This window comes from Streptomyces sp. DSM 15324 (assembly GCF_001514285.1).
Taxonomy (GTDB): domain Bacteria; phylum Actinomycetota; class Actinomycetes; order Streptomycetales; family Streptomycetaceae; genus Streptomyces.
Window position 1 is genome coordinate 374,003 of record NZ_KQ949031.1, and the last position, 20,206, is coordinate 394,208.

Below are 20,206 nucleotides of genomic sequence, written 5' to 3' on the forward strand. Positions count from 1 at the left end.
CCTCCCGCCGCGCGGGCAGGAGGGGATGGCCCCCGGCACGGGTCAGGCCGTGCCGGGGAGTCGTGGGGTGCTGCCTGGGGTGCTACAGGGCCTGGCGCAGTACGGCGACCGCGCGCGGCCCGAGGACGAGCGCGCCGTCCGTGCGGTCGTCGCCGACCAGCACGTCCCCCTCCAGGCCGGTCACCGGCACCGTGTCGTCGGTGCGGTTGACCAGGAAGAGGAAGCGTTCCGTCGTGCCGCGGCGGACGGTCAGCTCGACCCGGCCCCGCGCGTCCTCGGGGAGTTCGCTGCGCACCCCGGCCGGCTCCAGCAGCCGCGGCAGCAGCGAGCGCAGCCCGTCGACGCCGAGCCGGGTGGAGACGTACGCGGCGGAACCGCTGCCCGTGGCGCGCCGGGTGATCGCGGGCCGCCCGGCGTGCACCCCGGTGCGGTAGCGCGCGAGGACCTCGGTGCCGGCCTCGTCGGTGACGGTGATCCGGTCGGTCCACAGGGTGCCGGGACCGGCGCCGTCCAGCTCGACGTCCTCCCCGGCGAGCAGCGGGCCGAACTCCTCGATGCGGATGCCGAGCAGCTCGCGCAGGGCGCCCGGGTAGCCGCCGAGCCAGACGTGGTCGTTCTCGTCGACGACACCGGAGAAGTAGGTGGTGATCAGATGGCCGCCCTGTTCGGCGTACCGCGTCAGCTCCTTGGCGAGCCCGGCGGGCACGACGTGCAGCACCGGCGCGATGAGCACCTGGTGCCGGGCGAGGTCGGCGCGGGTGGTGACCAGGTCGGCGCGCACACCCAGGGCGAGGAGCGCCGAGTACCAGTCGAGCGCCTCCTGCCGGTAGTCGAGCAGCGAGGTGGGGTGCGAGTCCTGCTCGCTCGCCCACCACGAGTCCCAGTCGTAGAGGATGCCGACGGCCGCGGTCTCCCGCTCCGCGCCGGCCACGGGGGCCAGCGTGCGCAGGGTGGCGCCGAGTGCGGCCACCGCGCGGAAGACGTCGCTGTCGGCGCCGGCGTGCGGGACCATCGCCGAGTGGTACTTCTCGGCGCCGGCCGCGGACTGGCGCCACTGGAAGTAGCACACCGCGTCCGCGCCGTGCGCCACGTGCAGCAGCGCGTCACGGGCCAGCTCGCCGGGCCGCTTCGCCACGTTCACGGCCTGCCAGTTGACCGCGCTGGTGGAGTGCTCCATCAGGAACCAGGGCCGCCCGGCGGCGATACCGCTGGTCAGGTTGGCGGAGAAGGACAGCTCGTCGCGGTCCTGCGGGCCGGGGTGGACGTAGTGGTCGTTCGAGACGAAGTCGATCTCGTCGGCCCACTCCGGGTAGTTCATGCCCTTGGTGTTGCCCATCACCATGAAGTTGGTGGTGACGGGGATGTCCGGCGTGATCTCCTTCAGGATCTCCCGCTCGGCCACGAGGTGGTCCTTCAGGGCGTCGGAGGAGAAGCGCTTGAAGTCGAGCTGCTGGGTCGGGTTCGGGTGCGAGGCGGCCAGCCGGGGCGTCAGGATCTGCTCCCAGTCGGTGTAGCGCTGCGACCAGAAGGCGGTGCCCCAGGCGTGGTTGAGGGCGTCGAGCGTGCCGTAGCGGGCGCGCAGCCAGACGCGGAAGGCGCGGGCCGCGTCGTCGGAGTGGTCGTAGACGTTGTGGCAGCCCAGCTCGTTGGAGACGTGCCAGGCGACCAGCGCCGGGTGGTCCTTGTAGCGGTCGGCGATCGTGCGGACCAGGCGCAGGGCGTGCTCGCGGAAGACGGGCGACGTGGGGCGCCAGTGCTGGCGGGCACCGGGCCAGAGCGTCTCGCCGTTCGCCGTCACCGGGAGGATCTCCGGGTGGGCGGTGGTCAGCCACGGGGGCGGGGAGGCGGTCGCGGTCGCCAGGTCGACGCCGATGCCGCCCGCGTGCAGCAGGTCCATGACCTCGTCGAGCCAGCCGAAGTCCCAGGTGTCCGGGCCCGGCTGGATCCTCGCCCAGGAGAAGATCCCCACGGAGACGACGGTCACGCCGGCCTCCTGCATCAGCCGGACGTCCTCCTCCCACACGTCCCGGGGCCACTGCTCGGGGTTGTAGTCGGCGCCGTAGGCCAGACGCGGGGCGGGTTCACCGTCCGCCCCGCGCAGCATGCGGGACTGGAGGGTGGAGATCATGGCGGTCCTTCCGAAGGGTGGTGCACGGGGGCGGCGCGGCCCGGGAGCCGCGCCGCCCGGCGTTGACGTACTGCTGCCCGAGAACTACTTCTCGATGGTGAAGCCCTGCTCCTGGCCGTACTTGACCGAGGCCTCCTGCCAGGCCTTCAGGCCGTCGGCCAGCGTGGTGGAGGAGACGTAGGCCTTGCCGACCGTGTCGTTGAAGATCGAGTTGGCGTACGGCTGGAAGGGCAGGTACGACCAGTCGTCGGCGACGTTCGCGGCGGACTCGGCGAAGATCTCGTTGGCCTTCTGGCCACCGAAGTACGGGAACTCCTTGTTCTTGAACGCGGTGGACTGCAGCTCCGCGACGGTCGCCGGGAAGGCGCCCTGGCTCACCCGGGTGGCCACACCGGCACCGGCGTTCGCGTACTCGACGAAGGCGTAGGCGAGTTCCTTGTTCTTGCCCAGCGCGGGCAGCGCCAGGGAGGAGCCGCCGTTCTCGGCGCTCGCCTTGTCGCCCTTGGTCCAGGCCGGCATGGCGGCGGCGCGCCAGTCGCCCTTGGCGTTCGGGACACCGGTCTCGAAGTTGGCGGGCATCCAGGCGCCGGTGGCCAGGGTGGCGATGGTGCCGTCGCCGAGGCCCTTGTACCAGTCGTCGGTCCAGCCGGTGACCGGGGCGAGCAGCTTCTCGCTGACCAGCTTCTGCCAGACGGTCTCGAACTTCTTGGCGCCGGCGTCGTCGAAGTTGATGGCGACCTTGGTGCCGTCGACCTTGTAGGGGCGCGAACCGGCCTGCCACAGCATGGAGGTGGTGAAGCCCGCGTCGCCGGTGTCGTTGGCGATGTACGCCTTCGGGTCGGCCTTGTGCAGCTTGCGGGCCGCGTCCAGGTACTCGTCCCAGGTGGTCGGGACGGCGATCTTGTACTTGTCGAAGACCTTCTTGTTGTAGAACAGCGCCATCGGACCGGAGTCCATCGGCAGGCCGTAGACCTTGTCCCCGTCGCTGACGGCGTTCCACGGGCCGGGCGTGTACTTGGCGGCGAGCTTGCCGGCGCCGTAGGGGGCCAGGTCGGTCAGGCCCTTGGTGAGGGAGTACTGGCCGAGCGCGAAGTACTCGACCTGCGCGACGTCCGGGACGCCCTTGCCGGCGGAGATGGCGTTCGACAGCGCGGTGTAGTGCTTGTCGCCGGACCGCTCGCTGACCAGGTTGATCTTGACCTTGGGGTACTTCTTCTCGAAGTCGGCGGCGACCGACTTCAGGGTGGGCTCCCAGGCCCAGACGGTGACCGAGCCACCCTTCTTCAGGGCGGACTGGATGTCACCGGCGGAGACGGCCTTGGTGTCGGAGCTGTCGTCCGAGCTGCCGCAGGCGGTGGCGCCGAGGGCGAGGGTGGAGAGGAGGGCGAGGCCGCGCAGGACGCGGCTCGTTGATCTGCGCATGAGGGTGCTTCCACTTCTTCGTGGGTGGGACAGGTGAGGGTGGGGGTGGTGCCGGTCTCGGCTCACATGTGGGGCTTGGGGGACGCGGCCCGTGTCACTCCTTGACGCTTCCGGCGGCGAGGCCGGACTGCCAGTACTTCTGGAGGAACAGGAAGGCGGCGATCAGGGGAAGGATCGTGAGCAGGGACCCCGTGATCACCAGGTTGAAGATCACGTCACCGCCGATGGTCTGCGCCTGGGAGCTCCAGGCGCTCAGACCCAGCGTCAGCGGGTACCAGTCGGGGTCCTTCAGCATGATCAGCGGGAGGAAGTAGTTGTTCCAGGTGGCGACCGTGGTGAACAGCAGCACCGTCACGATCCCGGGGGCCAGCAGCGGCAGGGCGACCTGGAAGAAGGTCCGCACCTCGCTCGCCCCGTCCATCCGGGCCGCCTCCAGCAGCTCGGTGGGGATCGCCTCGGCGGCGAACACCCACATCAGATAGAGACCGAACGGCGACACCAGCGACGGGATGATCACGGCCCAGGGGGTGTCGGTCAGCCCCATCTTGCTGAACATCAGGAAGGTCGGCACCGCCAGCGCCGTACCCGGCACGGCCACCGCGCCGATCACCACGGCGAAGACCGCGCGCTTGCCGGGGAAGTCGAACTTCGCCAGCGCGTACCCGCCGAGCACCGCCAGCAGGGTCGCGCCGCCCGCGCCGAGCACCACGTACAGCAGGGTGTTGAGCAGCCAGCGGCCGAAGATGCCGTCGTGGTAGGTGAAGGTGTCCCGGACGTTGTCCCACAGGGCGAAGTCGTGGGCGAACCAGAGCCCGTTGGACTCGGCCAGACCGGTCTGTGTCTTCGTGGAGTTGATGACCAGCCAGATCAGCGGCACCACGGTGTAGAGGACCATCAGGCCCATCAGCACCGTCAGCAGCACATTGCGCTTCGGCTTGCCCGGGGTGTGCTTCTTGCGGGGGGTCCGCAGCCTGGGGGCGGCGGTGTTCTTCGCGGGGGAGACGGTGACAGAGGTGCTCATCGGGTCACGCTCCCTTGCGCATGCCGCGCAGCTGGACGGCGTAGGCGACGATCATCGTGATGACGCCCATGATGATGGCCACCGTCGCGGAGTAGTTGTGCTGCTGCCCGTTGAAGGACAGCGAGTACGTGTAGAAGTTCGGCGTGTAGTCCGTGGTGATGGCGTTCAGCGCCAGCGGACGCAGGATGCTCGGCTCGTTGAAGAGCTGGAAGCTGCCGATGATCGAGAAGATCGTCGCGATGACGAGCGCCCCCCGGATCGCGGGCAGTTTGATCGAGCCGATGATCCGCCACTGCCCCGCGCCGTCGATCTCCGCCGCCTCGTACAGCGAGGTCGGGATGACCCGCAGCGCCGAGTAGAAGATCAGCATGTTGTAGCCGACGAACTCCCAGGTCACGATGTTGCCGATGGAGGCGAGCACCCAGCCGGGGGACAGCAGGTCGGGGAGCGTGACACCGAACGCGGAGTTGATGTCGCCCACCAGGCCGTACTTGGTGCCGTACATGAAGCCCCACATCAGGGTGGCGACCACGGCGGGCACGGCGTACGGCAGGAAGATCGTGATCCGGAAGAAGCTCTTGCCGTAAAGCCGGCCGCTGTCCAGGGCCAGCGCCACCAGCAGGGCGATGCCCAGCATGATCGGCACCTGGACGGCGAGGAAGAGCGCCACCCGGCCGACCGACGCCCAGAAGGCGTCGTCCTCGAGGGCCTGGGTGTAGTTGTCCAGCCCGACGAAGTGGTTGCCGCCGATGAGCTGGTCGCGGAAGAGGCTGAGGTAGATCGAGTAGGCGATCGGGGCCAGGAAGACCAGGGCGAACACCGCCACGAAGGGACCTATGAAGCCCCACCCCGCCCAGGAGCGTCGGTCCCGTCTCGCCGGAGGCGGTGCCTGCCGTGGCTCGGCGGCCGCCGGCGGTTGCAGCGTCGTCATGTCGTTCCTCGCTCGTGCGGTGGTGGAACCAGCGGTGGTGCGGAGATTTTCGGCCGCCTCACCGGACCCATGATGTTTACGCAAACATCGGCCCCGCAAGAGCCTTGGCGGACTGTTATGTTTACGTAAACATTGGATGGCGGCATGTCTACACTGCCCTGATTACGATGGTCAATGGTCCTTTGGGGGAGACCGTGACACCTGTGCGGACAGAGAGGCGGGGACGCCATGGAGATGGCTGAAAGAAGCCCGGCGAGAACGCCGAGGCAGGGCCGGGTCACCGTCTCCATGGCCGACGTGGCCCGTCGGGCGGGGGTCTCCTCGCAGACCGTCTCCCGGGTCTCCAACGGTTACGCCGGTGTGAACGAGGAGACACGGCAGCAGGTGCTCGCCGCGATGAAGGAACTGGGCTACCGGCCCAACAGCGCGGCCCGCGCACTCAAGCGCGGCGAGTTCCGCACCCTCGGCGTGATCACCTTCTCGCTGTCCTCGACGGGCAATGTGCGCACCCTGGAGGCGATCGCCAACTCGGCCGCCGCCGAGGGGTACGCCGTGACGCTGCTGCCGGTGGCCCTGCCCACGCAGGACGAGGTGCGCGGCGCGTTCACCCGGCTCGAGGAACTGGCCGTGGACGCGGTGATCGTCATCATGGAGGTGCATCTGCTGGACGCGGCGACGATCATGCTGCCGCCGTACGTCCAGGTGCTGGTCGTCGACTCCGACGCCGGCGAGCACTACACGGTCGTCGACACCGACCAGGCGGGCGGCAGCCGGACCGCCGTCCAGCACCTGCTCGGCCTCGGGCACGAGACGGTGTGGCACCTGGGCGGACCCGAGGACTCCTTCGCCGCGCAGCGGCGGACCGACGCGTGGCGGGCCGCGCTGACCGAGGCGGGGTGTACGGCGCCGCCGCTGATCCGGGGTGACTGGTCGGCGGAGTCGGGCTACCGCGCCGGCATCGAGCTCGCCGCGCGCGAGGACTGCACGGCGGTGTTCGTGGCCAACGACCAGATGGCGCTGGGGCTGCTGCGGGCGCTCCAGGAGCGGGGGCGGCGGGTGCCGCAGGACGTGAGTGTCATCGGGTTCGACGACATTCCCGAGGCCGGGTCCTTCATGCCGCCGCTCACCACCGTGCACCAGGACTTCGCTGAGGTGGGGCGGCTGTGCGTGCGGGCCGTGCTGCGCAAGATGCGCGATCCGGACGACGGGGCGAGGGGGACGACGCTGGTGCCGACGCGGTTGGTGGTGCGGGAGAGCACGGCTCCGCCGCCGGGGGCTCGGTAGTTCCCGGGGTGCGGGGCGTCGCCCCGCCCTCGGTCAGCGCGAGCCCGTGAGGGCCGGCTCGCCCGCCGCCCTGACCGCCGTGCGCCAGGCCGCTGTCACCGCCTGGTGGGCCGCTCTCGTGCCGCGGTCGGTCTCCTCGGGGAGACGGATCGGGGCGCCGAGGTGCACATGGCAGCGGGGGCGGCGGATCGGGGCCGTCAGGGTGCCGGCGAGTTGCTTGGTGGGGGAGCCCGAGGCGATGCGGCGGGCTCCGGCGTGGCCGATCGGGACCACCATCGCACCGGTCGTGCGGGCCAGCCGGGCCGGCCCGGTGCGGAACGGCTCCGGGGGAGTGGGGCCCGCGTCCCTGCGGCGGGGCAGGCCGCCCTCGCCGTACAGGAGCACATGGCGGCCGCCGGCCAGCGCCTCGGCGGCCGCGTCGAGCGCCAGGGCGGCGTGCGCGGTCCCGCGGTGGACCGGGATGTGCCCCTCCCGGCTGAGCGCCCTGCCGAGCAGCGGGATCCGCCACAGGCCCGCCGTGGCCAGCACCACCGGCTTCAGGTCGAAGCTGCGCAGCGCGGCCATCACGACCGCGGGGTCGGCCAGGGAGTCGTGGTTGGCGACGAAGATGCTCCCCGCGGGCAGCCGCATCTTGATCTCACTGGTGACGGTGAGCCGCCCGAAGAACGGGGTCAGGGCGATGACGGTGCGACTGAACACGGGTCGGCCTCTCGACGGGTGATGATCCGGTCACAGTCTCGCGGGTGGCGGTGGCCGGGCGCCTGAGTACGGATACTCAACGACCGGCGACGACCGGCGACGACCGGCGACGACCGGTGACGACCCGTGACGACCGGCGCGCCGGGCGCGGGCACGGCCGTCGTGTCCTGCCCGGTCCGGTGCGGACCGCTAGGGGGGCCGAGGTCAGGGCGCGGCCGCGGCGACGTGCCCCGGACCGGCGTCGCGGGTGATCACCGCGCCGGGGGAAGATGGAACCGCACAGCCAAATGGTCAACCGACATGGAGGAGCGGGCACATGCAGCACGAGCGAGCGGGCCGGCCGGCCGGCCCCGAGGACCTCGTCGACGTCGCCCGGCTGGTCACCGCGTACTACGCGCTGCACCCCGACCCGGCCGACCCCGCCCAGCGCGTCGCGTTCGGCACCTCGGGCCACCGCGGCTCGTCCCTGAACACCGCCTTCAACGAGGACCACATCGCCGCGACCAGCCAGGCGATCGTCGAGTACCGCGCCGCCCAGGGCACCGACGGGCCGCTCTTCCTCGGCGCCGACACCCATGCCCTGTCCGAGCCCGCGCGCGTCACGGCCCTGGAGGTGTTCGCGGCCAACGACGTCACCGTGCTCATCGACAGCACCGACGGCTACACGCCCACCCCGGCCGTCTCGCACGCCGTCCTCGCCCACAACCGCGGCCGGGCCTCCGGTCTCGCGGACGGCGTGGTCGTCACCCCCTCGCACAACCCGCCCGCCGACGGCGGCTTCAAGTACAACCCGCCGAGCGGCGGCCCGGCGGGCTCCGACGCCACCTCCTGGATCCAGGACCGCGCCAACGACATCATCGCCGCCGGTCTGAAGGACGTCCGCCGCATCCCGTACCAGCAGGCCCTCGCCGCGCCCACCACCGGGCGTCACGACTTCCTCGGCACGTACGTCGCCGACCTCCCGGCCGTCCTGGACCTGGACGCGATCCGCGCGGCCGGGATCCGGATCGGCGCCGACCCGCTCGGCGGGGCCTCGGTCGCCTACTGGGGCCGGATCGCCGAGCAGCACCGGCTCGACCTGACCGTCGTCAATCCGCTCACCGACCCCACCTGGCGGTTCATGACGCTGGACTGGGACGGCAAGATCCGCATGGACTGCTCCTCGCCGTACGCGATGGCCTCGCTCATCGGACAGCGGGACCGGTTCCGGATCGCCACCGGCAACGACGCCGACGCCGACCGGCACGGCATCGTCACCCCGGACGCGGGCCTGATGAACCCGAACCACTATCTGGCCGCCGCCATCGCCTACCTCTACGCGCACCGCGAGCAGTGGCCCGCCGACGCGGGGGTGGGCAAGACACTGGTGTCCTCGTCGATGATCGACCGGGTCGCCGCCGACCTCGGGCGTCGGCTCGTGGAGGTGCCGGTCGGCTTCAAGTGGTTCGTGGACGGCCTGGTCGACGGCTCGCTCGGCTTCGGCGGCGAGGAGTCGGCCGGGGCGTCCTTCCTGCGCCGCGACGGCTCCGTGTGGACCACCGACAAGGACGGCATCATCCTGGCGCTGCTGGCCTCCGAGATCACCGCGGTCACCGGGAAGACGCCCTCGGAGCACTACACCGCCCTGACGGAGCGCTTCGGCGAGCCGGCCTACGCCCGTATCGACGCGCCGGCCACCCGCGAGGAGAAGGCGCTGCTCGCGAAGCTCTCACCCGCGCAGGTCACCGCCGACACGCTCGCGGGGGAGCCCGTCACCGGCGTCCTCACCGAGGCCCCCGGCAACGGCGCGGCCCTCGGCGGCATCAAGGTGACCACGGCCAACGCCTGGTTCGCGGCCCGCCCCTCCGGCACCGAGGACGTCTACAAGATCTACGCAGAGTCCTTCCAGGGCGCCGAGCACCTCACCCGGGTCCAGGAGGAGGCCAAGGCGGTGGTGACGGCGGCCCTGGAGGCCTGACGGAAAGGGAGCCGACGGTGGCCAGGGGCGCTCCGCACCGGCGCCCCGCGCCGCCCCACGGCCGGATATGATCCTCTAAGCGTAAAATGTCTGTTTTGCACCGGAGTGATCGATGTCCCGCAGGCGCCCCCCGGACGAAGGCGACGAGCTGTTGGCCAGGCTCGGGTCGCTGACCGCCCAGGCCCGGGAGCGCGCGGAGTTGCAGCGGTCCCGGGTCGAACTGGCGCTCGCCCTACAGCGCGGCATGCTGCCCCGTGACCTGCCCGTGGCCCCCGGGTACCGGCTCGCGGTGCAGTACGCCCCCGCCTGCTCCGGCCTCAACGTCGGCGGCGACTGGTACGACGCCTTCACCCTGCCCGACGGGCGGATAGGCCTGTCCATCGGCGACGTCCAGGGCCACAACATCGAGGCGGCCGCCTTCATGGGGCAGGTCCGGGTCGGCCTGCGGGCGCTCGCCTCCGTCACCGGCGAGCCCGGCGAGCTCCTCGCCCGCACCAACGACCTGCTGCTCTCCCTCGGCGGCGAGCTCTTCGCCACCTGCACCTTCATGCGGCTGGATCCGGCCAGCGGGGTCCTGGAGAGCGCCCGGGCCGGGCACGTCCCCTGCGTCTGGGCCACCGCGGACGGCAAGTCCGGCATAGCCCAGGACGAGGGGGGCCCGCCGCTCGGTGTCGTCGGGGGCGTCGACTACCCGGTCACCCGCTACCGCCTCACGCAGGGCGGCTTGTTCGTCCTGCTCACGGACGGTGTGGTCGAGGGACCCCGGCTCAGCGTCGATGAGGGCCTGGACCAGGTCGTCCGTCTCGCGGGCATCGCCGCGGTGGCCGGCATGGAGGCCGGTTCGCTCGCCGCCGCCGTGCTCCGGGGCGCCGATCGCTCCGGACACGAGGACGACGCTGCGGTCCTGGTGGTCGGCCACGACGGACTCCTCGCGGACGTACGCCGGATGCGGCCGTAGGGCCCCCGACTGCGGTCAAAGGGCTCGGTGCGGCACGGCTCTCACCTCGCCGACCGCGCCGGGACGGTGTCTGATGGCTGCTGTGGTGGGTGTCCGGGACCTCGAGCTGCGCCGGACGGCGGTCTTCGCCGTCCAGACGCTCGCCGTCGCCGTCTGCTACTACGGGGCCGGACGGCTGGGACTCATCCGCCGGCTCGTCGTCGACGGCGCCGTCTTCACCCCCATCTGGCCGCCCACCGGCGTCGCGGTCGCCTCCCTGCTGATCCTCGGGCTGCGCGCCTGGCCGGGCATCGCCCTCGGGGTCCTGCTCGTCGTCCTGTCGATCACCACCCTGCACCCCCTCGTCCTGGTCAACGTGGTGGGCAACACCGCCGCCCCCGTCTGCGCCTACCTCCTGCTGCTCGGGGTCGGCTTCCGCAGCGACCTCGCCCGATTACGCGACGGCCTCGCCCTGGTCTTCCTGGCGGCGCTCACCGCGATGCTGCTGAGCGCGAGCGTGGGCGTGTGCCTGCTGATCCTCACCGACAGGCTCGACGCGCAGTCCTTCTGGCCGGTCTGGCTGGGCTGGTGGGTGGGTGACGCGATGGGCGTCCTGATCGTCACGCCGGTGCTGCTGCTCCTGCGGACGGCGCGCCGCCCCCCGCTCCTGTCCCGCTGGAAGGAGGCCGCGGGCCTCGCGGTGATCTGCCTCGCCCTCGTGCCTGTGGCCACCCGGAGCACGGTCAGCCTGCTCTTCCTCGTCTATCCGCTGCTGATCTGGGCGGCCCTGCGCTTCCTGCTGGCCGGCAGCATGCTGTGCGCGCTGTTCACCTCCGTCATGGCGACGATCTCCGCCACCGACCGGATCGGGCCGTTCGCCCGCCTCAGCCGGGTCGAGGTGATGATCAAGCTCCAGGCCTTCAACGGGACGATGGCCCTCTCCGCCCTGCTGCTCTCCGCAGTGATCATGGAACAGCGCAACACCCGGCGGTCGGTGGAGCAGGCCTGCCAGGAACTGGTGGAGGTCCTGGAGCACCTCACGGCGGGCGAGCCCCCGCCCGGCCGCCCGGCGAGGGACCACGACCGCGAGGGGTGAGCCTGCCGCGAGGGGGGGGGACCGTCCCCGACCCCCGCGACGGGATGTCGTCCGCCGGACTCGTCACTTCCGGATGCTCCGGCTGTGCCGGGTCGACACCGCGCGGCCGATGCGGACCGCACGACGTCCGCGCGCGCCCCCGCACCACGCCGAGCTGCTCGCGTACGGGAAGGACCCGATCCCCGCGCCCGGGCTGCCCGCCCCGCGCGGGGCTCTGGCCGGTGTCGTGTACTCGTAGGGGGCGCCGGGGCCCGCCCCTTCCGCCCGGCGGCCGGGGGGGCGCCGTTTGCCGCCCCGGCTTCCGCCGTCACCGTCGGACCGGTGGGCGGCCGACGCCGTGAGCCGTCCCGGCTTCCGCCGTCACGGTCGGACCGGTGGGGGCCGATGATCCGCGCGTGGGCCCGGTCCGGCTGCGGTGACCGCGTGCGGGAAGGGCTCGATCACCGCATCCGGCTGCCCGCGCCGCGTGGGGCTCCGGCCGGCGTCCTGTCCTCGCCGGGGTGCCGGGGCCCGCCCCGTCCGCCCGGCGGGCGGACGGGCCGTGAGCCGTCCCGGCTCCCGTCGTCACCGTCGGAACCGGCGGGGCCGATGGCCCGCCCCGTCGGACCGGTGGGCGGCCGACGCCGTGAGTCGCCCCGGCGCGCGTCGTCACCGTCGGACCCGGCGGGGGCCGTCGTCGCCCTGGTCGGACCGGGACGAAGCAGGCGAGCTGGCAGCGGGCGGTGGCCGGCGGCCGCGCTCGTGAGCCGTTCGGCCCCCCGCCGGTCAAGCCTGTGTGGCGGCGGCCGGGTGTACGCCGTTCCAGGTCGTACGCCGGTTCAGCTCCTGCGGCGCTGCCTGCCCGCCGCCAGCTCGCGGCGCAGCCGCTCCGGCTCCCAGTCCTCGGCGACCGCCTGCCAGAGGGTGTCCGCCTGGGAGGGCGGGGCCAGACCGTCGACCGGCGGGTCGAGGTCGAGGTCGGTGGGGAAGGGGTAACCCTCGGCGGTGGCCGCGACCACACGGCGCAGCCAGTCCTCCCCGGCGCCCTCCGCCCGGCGCTGCCGCAGGACCGGGAAGAGCGCGTTCGCCATCGCCTCCCGGTCGACCGTCTCCATCGCCCGGCCGAACGCGGAGGAGATCTGGAGCAGATTGGCCATCCGCCGGATGTCGGGGGAGGCGTTGTGGCCGGCCGCGTGGAACAGCGCCGGGTTGAAGAAGGCCGCGTCCCCCTTCCGCAGCGGGAGCTGGACGTGGTGGGCCTCGAAGTAGGCGACGAACTCGGGCAGCCGCCAGGCGAGATAGCCGGGCTCGAACTTCTGCGAGTGCGGCAGATAGAGGGTCGGACCGGACTCCACGGGCATGTCGCAGTGGGCGAGCGCGCCCTGGAGGGTCAGCACGGGCGACAGCCGGTGCACATGCGCCGGGTACGCGGCCGCCCGCGCCCCGGACAGGAAGCCGAGGTGGTAGTCGCGGTGCGAGCTCTGCGCGGCGCCCCCCGGGTTGACCACGTTGACCTGCGAGGTCACCTGGTAGGCCGGACCTAGCCAGGCCTCGGCGATCAGCTCCAGCATGTCGTTGGCGTAGTAGTCCGCGAACACCTCCGGCGCCCGGACGGCCATCTTGTCCAGCGCGCACCACACCCGGTCGTTCGCGCCCGGCCTGGCGAAGTGGTCACCGCGGGCCGTGCCGGAGGCCCGCTCCTCCTCGATCAGCGCCCGGAACACCTCCGACGCCCGGTCCACCACCGCCGGGTCGGTGTACGCACCCAGGAGGACCACGACACCGGGGCCGTCCAGCAGGGCCCGCACCAGCTCGCTCTGCACCTCGCGCCGCCCCTCGGCGGTGGCCGTCAGCTCGCGCAGCCGGCCACTGTCGTAGAGCGGGACGTTCTGCTCGATCCGCAGGGCCGAAGGATGGTCGGCGGGGTCGGTCCGCTGTTCGACGAGCGAGCGGAACACGTCGAGAGCGCAGTCCTCCTCGGCCAGCCAGGTCCGGGAGCGCACGGGGGAGGGGATCATCGCGGGTCCTTTCTCAGCCCTCGCTTTTCTGCCAGTCTTCTGAGCCCGGAGCGATCGTTCAAGGCTCGGAAATACATCAAAAACACCTCAGCAATCGTGGGAAATCAGGCATGCGGCACCCTTATGCGATCAAGGAGATCGCCCGTCAGTCCGGCCTGAGCGCGGCCACGGTCGACCGGGTCCTCAACCGCCGCGGCGGTTGAGGACCCGGTCAACCGCCGCGGCGGTGTCCGCGAGAGCACCGTCCGGGCCGGACCTTCATGATCGACACCGTGATGCAGGCGCCGGAGCGGTTCTCCACCGCCGAAATTCCGCCAGACCGCGCCCGTTCGTGAACTGACCGGCATCCTCGACCGGATCGCCCGGCGGGGCTCGAGGGGGTGATCCTCAAGGCGCCGGACCTGCCCGAGACCAGCGCCGCCGTCGGCCGGCTCGCCGCCGCCGGCATCCCCGTCGTCACCCTGGTCACCGACCTGCCGTCGAGCGCCCGCGTGGCGTACGTCGGGATCGGCAACCGGGCCGCCGGGAGCACCGCCGCCTATCCCCTCGGCCGTACGACGGGCCTGCCAGGCCGTGATGCGCGCCCACGGGGGGCTTCCCGGCGACGGGCCCGCGCTGCCCTCGGCGCTCCAGGTGGTGACGCCGTTCAACCTGCCCCCGGAGGTGTCCGGGCAGGCGTAGCCCGGGCAGGGGCGCCGTAGCTCCGGGAGACCCCTTTCGATACATCAGTGCATCCGATACATTGCTGTATCGAACGGAGGTCCGAACCGAGGTGACGGAACAGAACGAACGGGCGACCGGCCGGGTCACCCGGCGCCGGGTGCGCACCCGGGCCAACCTGCTCGACGCCGCCTTCGCCGTGTTCGCCGCCAAGGGATTCGGGCGGGTCTCCATCGAGGAGGTCTGCGAGGCCGCCGGCTACAGCCGGGGCGCCTTCTACTCCAACTTCGCCACGCTGGACGAGCTGTTCTTCGCGCTCTACCAGGAACGCGCGGACCTGATCGCCCAGCAGGTCGCCGACGCCCTCGCCGGCGACGGCCCCGATCTCGACGTACCGGCCTCGGTGGACCGGGTCACCGAGGTGCTGCTCCTCGACCTCGACTGGCTGCTGGTGAAGACGGACTTCCTGGTGCACGCGGCACGGGACCCGGTCGTCGCGCAGACCCTCCTGGAACAACGGGCCAGGCTGCGCCGCGCCATCGCCGACCGGCTGGCCCGGGCCCGCGGCCCCCTCCCGCTGCCCGCCGTCCTCGGCGACGCCGACTCCGCCGCCCACGCGGTCGTGGCCGCGTACGACGGGGTCACCACCCAACTGCTGCTGGACAAGGACGTCGACGCCGCCCGCGCCTGGCTCAAGCAACTGCTCACCGCGCTGCTGACCGACGGCAGCGCCCCGCAATAGCACCTCATCGCAGCTCCCCGTCACAGAAAGGCAACGGTCGCCATGGACGCGGACGTCATCGTCGTCGGAGCGGGCCTCGCGGGCCTCGTCGCGGCGCACGAACTCACCAGCAGGGGCAGGCGGGTCGCCCTGGTCGACCAGGAGAACGCCGCCAACCTCGGCGGCCAGGCGTTCTGGTCCTTCGGCGGACTGTTCCTCGTCGACTCCCCGGAGCAGCGCCGCCTCGGCATCAAGGACTCCCTCGACCTCGCCTGGAACGACTGGCAGGGCAGCGCGCAGTTCGACCGCACCGAGGACGAGGACTCCTGGGCGGTGCGCTGGGCCCGCGCCTACGTCGAATGGGCCGCGGGGGAGAAGCGGACCTGGCTGACCGGACACGGGATCTCGCTCCTGCCGACCGTCGGCTGGGCCGAGCGCGGCGACCTGCGCGCCGACGGCCACGGCAACTCCGTGCCCCGATTCCATGTGGCCTGGGGCACCGGCACCGGTGTCGTCGAGCCGTTCGTCCGCTACGCCAAGCAGGCCGCCAAGGACGGGCTGCTCACCTTCCACCACCGCCACCGCGTGGACGAGCTGGTCGTGACGGACGGCGCCGCCCGCGGCGTCCGCGGCACGGTCCTGGCGCCCGACGACTCCGCCCGCGGCGTCGTCTCCAGCCGCGAGGCGATCGGCGAGTTCGAGCTGACCGCCCAGGCCGTCGTCGTCACCAGCGGCGGCATCGGCGCCAACCACGAGATCGTGCGCCGCTACTGGCCCGAGCGGCTCGGCACCCCGCCCGCCGAGATGGTCACCGGCGTGCCCGCCTACGTCGACGGCCGCATGCTCGACATCAGCGCCGAGGCCGGCGTCCGGCTGGTCAACCGGGACCGCATGTGGCACTACACCGAGGGCATCCAGAACTGGGACTCCGTCTGGCCCGGCCACGGCATCCGCATCCTGCCCGGCCCGTCCTCGATGTGGTTCGACGCGCTCGGCCGCAGGCTGCCCGACCCGTGCCTGCCGGGCTACGACACCCTCGGCACCCTCAGACACCTGCGCACCACCGAGGACATCGCCGGGTACGACCACTCCTGGTTCGTCCTCAGCCAGAAGATCATCGAGAAGGAGTTCGCGCTCTCCGGTTCCGAGCAGAACCCCGACATCACGGCCAAGGACCGCCGGGCCGTCCTGCGCGACCGGCTGCTCGGCAAGGGCGCCCCGGCCCCCGTGCAGGCGTTCCTCGACCACGGCGCGGACTTCGTCGTCGCCGACACCCTCGACCGGCTCGTCGAGAAGATGAACGCGCTCACCGACAAGCCCCTGCTCGACGCGGACGCACTGCGCCGCCAGATCCGCGCCCGCGACCTCCAGATCGACAACCCGTACAGCAAGGACGCGCAGGTCCAGGGCATCCGCAACGCCCGCCGCTACATTGGCGACCGCCTCGGCCGGGTCGCCACCCCGCACCGCATCCTCGACCCCGAGGCCGGCCCGCTGATCGCCGTCAGACTGCACGTCCTGACCCGCAAGACGCTCGGCGGGATCCAGACCGACCTCGACTCGCGCGCCCTCGGCGCCGACGGACAGCCCATCGAGGGCCTGTACGCGGCGGGTGAGGTCGCCGGCTTCGGCGGCGGCGGCGTCCACGGCTACAACGCCCTCGAAGGCACCTTCCTCGGCGGCTGCCTGTTCTCGGGCCGCGCGGCGGGCCGGGCGGCGGCCCGGCAGACCGGCTGAGCGGCCGTCAGCCCAGCAGCCCCAGCAGGACGGCCGCGTGGCTCTCCTGCGGGGACTTCGCGGCCGTCAGCAGGGTCACCGGCCCCTCCTGGACCAACGTCCGCACGTGGTCCAGGAGTTCGGCCGCCTCGGGGGCGGCCAGCTCCGCCTCGTAACGGCGGGAGAACTCCTCGTACGACGCCTCGCCCGCGTGGTACCAGCGGCGCAGCTCCGTCGAGGGGGTCAGCGCCTTGGGCCACTCGTCGATCCGCGCCGCGTCCTTGGCCAGGCCGCGCGGCCACAGCCGGTCGACGAGGACACGGACGCCGTCCGCGGGCTCGGGCGGTTCGTAGACGCGGCGCACACGGACAGTCATGCCGCCGAGCGTAGGGCCTGCCCGCGGCCGTCCCCCGACGCCGCGCGGTTTGACCTGGAGGAGGGGGACTCCGGGCGGCGCGTTGCCTAGTCTGATGGGCGTTTGATCACTCGCCACCCCCCAAGGAGCGCACGTGACCCTCTCCCGCAGACGCCCCGCCCCGCTACGGCGGGAAGCCGTCGTCGCCACCGTCCCGGTCGCCCTGGCGGCCCTGCTGGCGGCGGCCGGACCCGCCACCGCGGCCGGTTCGGCGGGCGCGCCCGGCGTCGGCGACCCGTACTTCCCGCTCGCCGGGAACGGCGGCTACCACGTCTCCCACTACGGTCTGACGCTCGGTTACGACCCGAGCAGCGGCCATCTCACCGGCAAGGCCGTCCTGACCGCCCGCGCCACCCAGCGCCTCAGCCGCTTCGACCTCGACCTCAAGGGCCTGAAGATCACCGGCCTGACGGTCGATCACCGCGAGGCCGCCCACCGGCGCGACGGCCAGGAACTCGTCGTCACCCCCGCCCGCCCCCTGCGCAAGGGCCAGACCTTCCGGGTCACCGTCACCTACCAGGGCAAGCCCGGACCGGTCACCGACCCCGACGGCTCCCTCGACGGCTGGGTGCCCACCGACGACGGCGCCTTCGTCGCCGGGGAACCGCAGGGCGCCATGACCTGGTTCCCCGCCAACAACCACCCCCTCGACAAGTCCGCCTACGACATCACGATCACCGTCCCCCGGGGCTGCACCGCCGTCTCCAACGGCATCCTGCTCGGCAAGACCACGCGCAACGGCAGGACCACCTTCCACTGGCGCCAGAAGGAACCCATGGCGGCCTACCTCGCCACCGCCACCGTGGGGACGTTCCAGGTCAAGCAGTACACGACCCGGGACGGCATCAAGGTGTACGACGCCGTCGACCCGCGCGAGGCCCGCGCCGCCGCGCCCGTGCTCAAGAAGCTGCCGTCCGTGCTGGAATGGGAGAGCGCCCTCTTCGGGCCCTACCCCTACCGCGCCGCCGGCTCCATCGTCGACCACGCGCCGGGCGTCGGCTATGCCCTGGAGACCCAGACCCGGCCGGTGTACGACAGCGCGCCCAGCCTGAGCACGCTGGTCCACGAGAGCGCCCACCAGTGGTTCGGCGACTCGGTCTCCCTGACGTCCTGGAAGGACATCTGGCTCAACGAGGGCTTCGCCTCCTACGCCGAGTGGCTGTACTCCGAGCAGCACGGCGGCGACAGCGCCCAGAAGAGGTTCGACGCGCTGTACGCCACTCCCGCCACCGACAACGTCTGGGCGTACCCGCCCGGCACCCCCGGCAGCGGCGCCAACCTCTTCGGCTCCCCCGTCTACGCCCGCGGCGCCATGACCCTCCAGGCCCTGCGCGTCGCGATCGGCGACCGGACCTTCTTCCGCGTACTGCGCGCCTGGGCACAGCAGCACCGGGGCGGCCACGGCACCACCGCCCAGCTGGAGCGGCTCGCGGAGCGGGAGTCCGGCCAGAACCTCGGGCCCCTGTTCCAGAAGTGGCTCTACCAGGCGGGCAAGCCCGGCACCCCGTGACGGCCGGGGCGGCGCGCGTCAGGAACCCCGGCGGGCTCCGGTCCGCTGCCTGAGCGCGCGCCGCTCCGCCTCGGTGGTGCCGCCCCACACGCCCACGGCCTGGTCCGTGGCCAACGCCCGGTCCAGACACTGCTCCCGCACGGGGCAGCGGTGGCAGACCGCCTTCGCCTGCTGCGTCTGGAGCAGGGCCGGGCCCGATGTGCCGATCGGGAAGAAGAGGTCGGGGTCCTCGTGGCGGCACGCCGCATGCTGTCGCCAGTCGTCCATCGAAGTCGCTCCGATCGAAAGTCGTCCGTGTTCTTCGCTGTTCCCGCGGTACTTCGCCCTACCGCGGGCGTCGCTCGACAGCGGGTCACCGCAGCGGCGGAAGTGAAACGGACGCGACCGGGAAACCTCGTCACTGCTCCCGCATGCCCCACGGGGAGCCGTACGCCGTCAGCAGGTCGAGGAAGGGGCGGGCCGGGAACGCCTCGGGGCCGAGGACACCCGTGCCGGACCAGGCGCCGCCGGCGAGGAGCTCCAGGGCGACGACGGGGTTGACGGCCGTCTGCCACACCACGGCCTGGCTGCCGTACTCGGCCATGGACCACTGGTTGTCGACCACGTGGTACAGGTACACCTCACGCGGCGCGCCGTCCTTCACGCCCCGCACCCAGGTGCCGGCGCACGTCTTGCCGTGCATGCGCTCGCCCAGCGTCGCCGGGTCGGGCAGACAGGCGGCCACCACGTCCCGCGGCGAGACGGGCACCGGGCCCGCCGCGCTCGGCACGGTCACCGGCGCGGTGCGGTCCAGCTCCAGCTTGTGCAGCGTCTTCAGGGTGTCGACGAACTCGCGGCCCAGACCGTACTTGAAGGTGACCCGGCGGGCGTCCACCCAGCGCGGTACGAGCAGCACCTCCTCGTGCTCCACGTTGACGCACTCCACCGGGCCGATGCCCTCGGGGAAGTCGAACACCTCGGGCTCGCTGAAGGGCGCCGTGGTGAACCAGCCGCGGCCGGCCTCGTAGACCACCGGAGGGTTGAGGCACTCCTCGATGGTGGTCCAGATGTTGAAGGAGGGCGCGAAGTCGGCGCCGTCGACGGTGAGGTTCGCGCCGTCCCGGATGCCGATCTCCTCGATCTCGTCGAACAGCTCGTCGGCGGCGTACCGCGCGAACACGTCCGACAGCCCCGGCTCCACCCCCATGCCGACCAGGGCGAGACCGCCCGCCGCCGCCCACTGCTCGGCCTGCGCGAACTGCGCGTCGCCGAGCTTGACCCCGCACACCTCGTAGGGCCGCTCCGGGTGCGGGCGGGACAGCGACATCGCCATGTCGACATAGGTGGCCCCGGCGGTGCGCGCCGCGCCGAACAGCGGCATCACGAAGCGCGGGTCGGTGGCGTTGAGGAGCACGTCACAGCGGTGCCGGGCGAGCAGCCCGGCGACCGCCACCTCGTCGCCCGCGTCGACCCGCTCGGCGGTGAACCGGTCGTCGCCGTCGAGCGCGGCGACGGCGGCCGCGGCCCGGGCGGGGTCGTAGTCGGCGACCACCATCGCCTCGAAGAACGGGCGCCGGGCGGCGATCCGGGTGACGGCGGTGCCGACGCCGCCGGCACCCACGAGCAGGACACGCATGACGAGAACTCCCTCGGTCGAAGACGCGCACAGCGGAACGCGCAAAGCAGGAGAAAGGCGGGGGAAAGAAGCGGCTGAAAGAAAGGGGGCCCTGTCC

The 20,206-nt window shown here is 72.2% G+C and carries 17 protein-coding genes and 1 pseudogene; 9 read left to right on the forward strand and 9 right to left on the reverse strand.

Features of this window, described 5'->3' with window-relative positions; genetic code table 11:
- Window positions 1-82 precede the first annotated feature (82 nt).
- The 4 genes from AQJ58_RS27760 to AQJ58_RS27775 form a co-directional block, all read right to left on the reverse strand.
- Window positions 83-2,128 (reverse strand): beta-galactosidase, encoded by a 2,046-nt coding sequence (locus AQJ58_RS27760; RefSeq protein WP_067255008.1) that lies wholly within the window; start codon window positions 2,126-2,128, stop codon window positions 83-85.
- Window positions 2,129-2,212: 84 nt separating this feature from the next.
- On the reverse strand, window positions 2,213-3,550 hold the full coding sequence (locus AQJ58_RS27765; protein WP_067255011.1) for an ABC transporter substrate-binding protein: 1,338 nt from the start codon (window positions 3,548-3,550) through the stop codon (window positions 2,213-2,215).
- Between the two features lie 94 nt (window positions 3,551-3,644).
- Complete coding sequence (locus AQJ58_RS27770; protein ID WP_067255013.1) at window positions 3,645-4,571, reverse strand: carbohydrate ABC transporter permease; 927 nt, start codon at window positions 4,569-4,571, stop codon at window positions 3,645-3,647.
- A gap of 4 nt (window positions 4,572-4,575) precedes the next feature.
- Window positions 4,576-5,502, reverse strand: a complete 927-nt coding sequence (locus tag AQJ58_RS27775; RefSeq protein ID WP_067255016.1) for a carbohydrate ABC transporter permease — start codon at window positions 5,500-5,502, stop codon at window positions 4,576-4,578.
- Window positions 5,503-5,790: 288 nt separating this feature from the next.
- Here AQJ58_RS27775 and AQJ58_RS27780 point away from each other — a divergent pair, with 288 nt between their 5' ends.
- The gene (locus AQJ58_RS27780) at window positions 5,791-6,786 is read left to right on the forward strand and encodes a LacI family DNA-binding transcriptional regulator (protein WP_199844699.1); all 996 of its coding nucleotides are present in this window, start codon (window positions 5,791-5,793) and stop codon (window positions 6,784-6,786) included.
- 33 nt (window positions 6,787-6,819) lie between these two features.
- On the opposite strand, the gene AQJ58_RS27785 is transcribed toward AQJ58_RS27780, so the two are convergent.
- Complete coding sequence (locus AQJ58_RS27785; RefSeq protein ID WP_067255021.1) at window positions 6,820-7,485, reverse strand: lysophospholipid acyltransferase family protein; 666 nt, start codon at window positions 7,483-7,485, stop codon at window positions 6,820-6,822.
- Between the two features lie 316 nt (window positions 7,486-7,801).
- Between AQJ58_RS27785 and pgm the strand changes: the two genes are divergently transcribed.
- The 4 genes from pgm to AQJ58_RS45495 all read left to right on the forward strand — a co-directional run bounded on the left by pgm (window position 7,802) and on the right by AQJ58_RS45495 (window position 11,713).
- Entirely contained in the window at window positions 7,802-9,442 is a 1,641-nt protein-coding gene (gene pgm / locus AQJ58_RS27790; RefSeq protein WP_067255023.1) for a phosphoglucomutase (alpha-D-glucose-1,6-bisphosphate-dependent), read from the forward strand.
- Between the two features lie 112 nt (window positions 9,443-9,554).
- The gene (locus AQJ58_RS27795) at window positions 9,555-10,400 is read left to right on the forward strand and encodes a PP2C family protein-serine/threonine phosphatase (RefSeq protein ID WP_067255026.1); all 846 of its coding nucleotides are present in this window, start codon (window positions 9,555-9,557) and stop codon (window positions 10,398-10,400) included.
- 73 nt (window positions 10,401-10,473) lie between these two features.
- On the forward strand, window positions 10,474-11,475 hold the full coding sequence (locus tag AQJ58_RS27800) for an MASE1 domain-containing protein (RefSeq protein WP_107122170.1): 1,002 nt from the start codon (window positions 10,474-10,476) through the stop codon (window positions 11,473-11,475).
- 109 nt (window positions 11,476-11,584) lie between these two features.
- Entirely contained in the window at window positions 11,585-11,713 is a 129-nt protein-coding gene (locus AQJ58_RS45495; protein WP_267892105.1) for a hypothetical protein, read from the forward strand.
- A 580-nt stretch (window positions 11,714-12,293) separates the two neighbouring features.
- Here AQJ58_RS45495 and AQJ58_RS27805 read toward each other — a convergent pair.
- Entirely contained in the window at window positions 12,294-13,472 is a 1,179-nt protein-coding gene (locus AQJ58_RS27805; protein ID WP_067255030.1) for a phytanoyl-CoA dioxygenase family protein, read from the reverse strand.
- Between the two features lie 110 nt (window positions 13,473-13,582).
- Between AQJ58_RS27805 and AQJ58_RS41615 the strand changes: the two are divergent.
- The 3 genes and pseudogenes from AQJ58_RS41615 to AQJ58_RS27815 form a co-directional block, all read left to right on the forward strand.
- A pseudogene (locus AQJ58_RS41615) lies at window positions 13,583-14,035 on the forward strand (substrate-binding domain-containing protein); the annotation flags it as partial.
- Between the two features lie 209 nt (window positions 14,036-14,244).
- On the forward strand, window positions 14,245-14,874 hold the full coding sequence (locus AQJ58_RS27810) for a TetR/AcrR family transcriptional regulator (protein WP_067255033.1): 630 nt from the start codon (window positions 14,245-14,247) through the stop codon (window positions 14,872-14,874).
- Window positions 14,875-14,916: 42 nt separating this feature from the next.
- A complete protein-coding gene (locus AQJ58_RS27815; RefSeq protein WP_067255034.1) occupies window positions 14,917-16,590 on the forward strand; it encodes an FAD-binding dehydrogenase in 1,674 nt (557 codons plus the stop codon).
- Window positions 16,591-16,597: 7 nt separating this feature from the next.
- Here AQJ58_RS27815 and AQJ58_RS27820 read toward each other — a convergent pair whose 3' ends face one another.
- On the reverse strand, window positions 16,598-16,945 hold the full coding sequence (locus AQJ58_RS27820) for a DUF488 domain-containing protein (RefSeq protein WP_067255037.1): 348 nt from the start codon (window positions 16,943-16,945) through the stop codon (window positions 16,598-16,600).
- Between the two features lie 133 nt (window positions 16,946-17,078).
- Here AQJ58_RS27820 and AQJ58_RS27825 point away from each other — a divergent pair, with 133 nt between their 5' ends.
- Window positions 17,079-18,494, forward strand: a complete 1,416-nt coding sequence (locus AQJ58_RS27825) for a M1 family metallopeptidase (RefSeq protein WP_067255039.1) — start codon at window positions 17,079-17,081, stop codon at window positions 18,492-18,494.
- An 18-nt stretch (window positions 18,495-18,512) separates the two neighbouring features.
- Here AQJ58_RS27825 and AQJ58_RS27830 read toward each other — a convergent pair whose 3' ends face one another.
- Both AQJ58_RS27830 and AQJ58_RS27835 read right to left on the reverse strand, forming a co-directional pair.
- Entirely contained in the window at window positions 18,513-18,761 is a 249-nt protein-coding gene (locus AQJ58_RS27830; RefSeq protein WP_067255042.1) for a WhiB family transcriptional regulator, read from the reverse strand.
- A 130-nt stretch (window positions 18,762-18,891) separates the two neighbouring features.
- Window positions 18,892-20,109, reverse strand: coding sequence for a saccharopine dehydrogenase family protein (locus AQJ58_RS27835; RefSeq protein WP_067255044.1), 1,218 nt, complete (start codon window positions 20,107-20,109; stop codon window positions 18,892-18,894).
- Window positions 20,110-20,206: the final 97 nt, after the last annotated feature.

Excerpts from the sequence above, each read along its gene's own strand:
- AQJ58_RS27760 (WP_067255008.1), bottom strand. The coding sequence starts at position 2,128 with ATGATCTCCACCCTCCAGTCCCGCATGCTGCGCGGGGCGGACGGTGAA.
- AQJ58_RS27765 (WP_067255011.1), bottom strand. The coding sequence starts at position 3,550 with ATGCGCAGATCAACGAGCCGCGTCCTGCGCGGCCTCGCCCTCCTCTCC.
- AQJ58_RS27770 (WP_067255013.1), bottom strand. The coding sequence starts at position 4,571 with ATGAGCACCTCTGTCACCGTCTCCCCCGCGAAGAACACCGCCGCCCCC.
- AQJ58_RS27775 (WP_067255016.1), bottom strand. The coding sequence starts at position 5,502 with ATGACGACGCTGCAACCGCCGGCGGCCGCCGAGCCACGGCAGGCACCG.
- AQJ58_RS27780 (WP_199844699.1), top strand. The coding sequence starts at position 5,791 with ATGGCCGACGTGGCCCGTCGGGCGGGGGTCTCCTCGCAGACCGTCTCC.
- pgm (WP_067255023.1), top strand. The coding sequence starts at position 7,802 with ATGCAGCACGAGCGAGCGGGCCGGCCGGCCGGCCCCGAGGACCTCGTC.
- AQJ58_RS27795 (WP_067255026.1), top strand. The coding sequence starts at position 9,555 with ATGTCCCGCAGGCGCCCCCCGGACGAAGGCGACGAGCTGTTGGCCAGG.
- AQJ58_RS27800 (WP_107122170.1), top strand. The coding sequence starts at position 10,474 with ATGGCTGCTGTGGTGGGTGTCCGGGACCTCGAGCTGCGCCGGACGGCG.
- AQJ58_RS45495 (WP_267892105.1), top strand. The coding sequence starts at position 11,585 with ATGCGGACCGCACGACGTCCGCGCGCGCCCCCGCACCACGCCGAGCTG.
- AQJ58_RS27805 (WP_067255030.1), bottom strand. The coding sequence starts at position 13,472 with ATGATCCCCTCCCCCGTGCGCTCCCGGACCTGGCTGGCCGAGGAGGAC.
- AQJ58_RS27815 (WP_067255034.1), top strand. The coding sequence starts at position 14,917 with ATGGACGCGGACGTCATCGTCGTCGGAGCGGGCCTCGCGGGCCTCGTC.
- AQJ58_RS27820 (WP_067255037.1), bottom strand. The coding sequence starts at position 16,945 with ATGACTGTCCGTGTGCGCCGCGTCTACGAACCGCCCGAGCCCGCGGAC.
- AQJ58_RS27830 (WP_067255042.1), bottom strand. The coding sequence starts at position 18,761 with ATGGACGACTGGCGACAGCATGCGGCGTGCCGCCACGAGGACCCCGAC.
- AQJ58_RS27835 (WP_067255044.1), bottom strand. The coding sequence starts at position 20,109 with ATGCGTGTCCTGCTCGTGGGTGCCGGCGGCGTCGGCACCGCCGTCACC.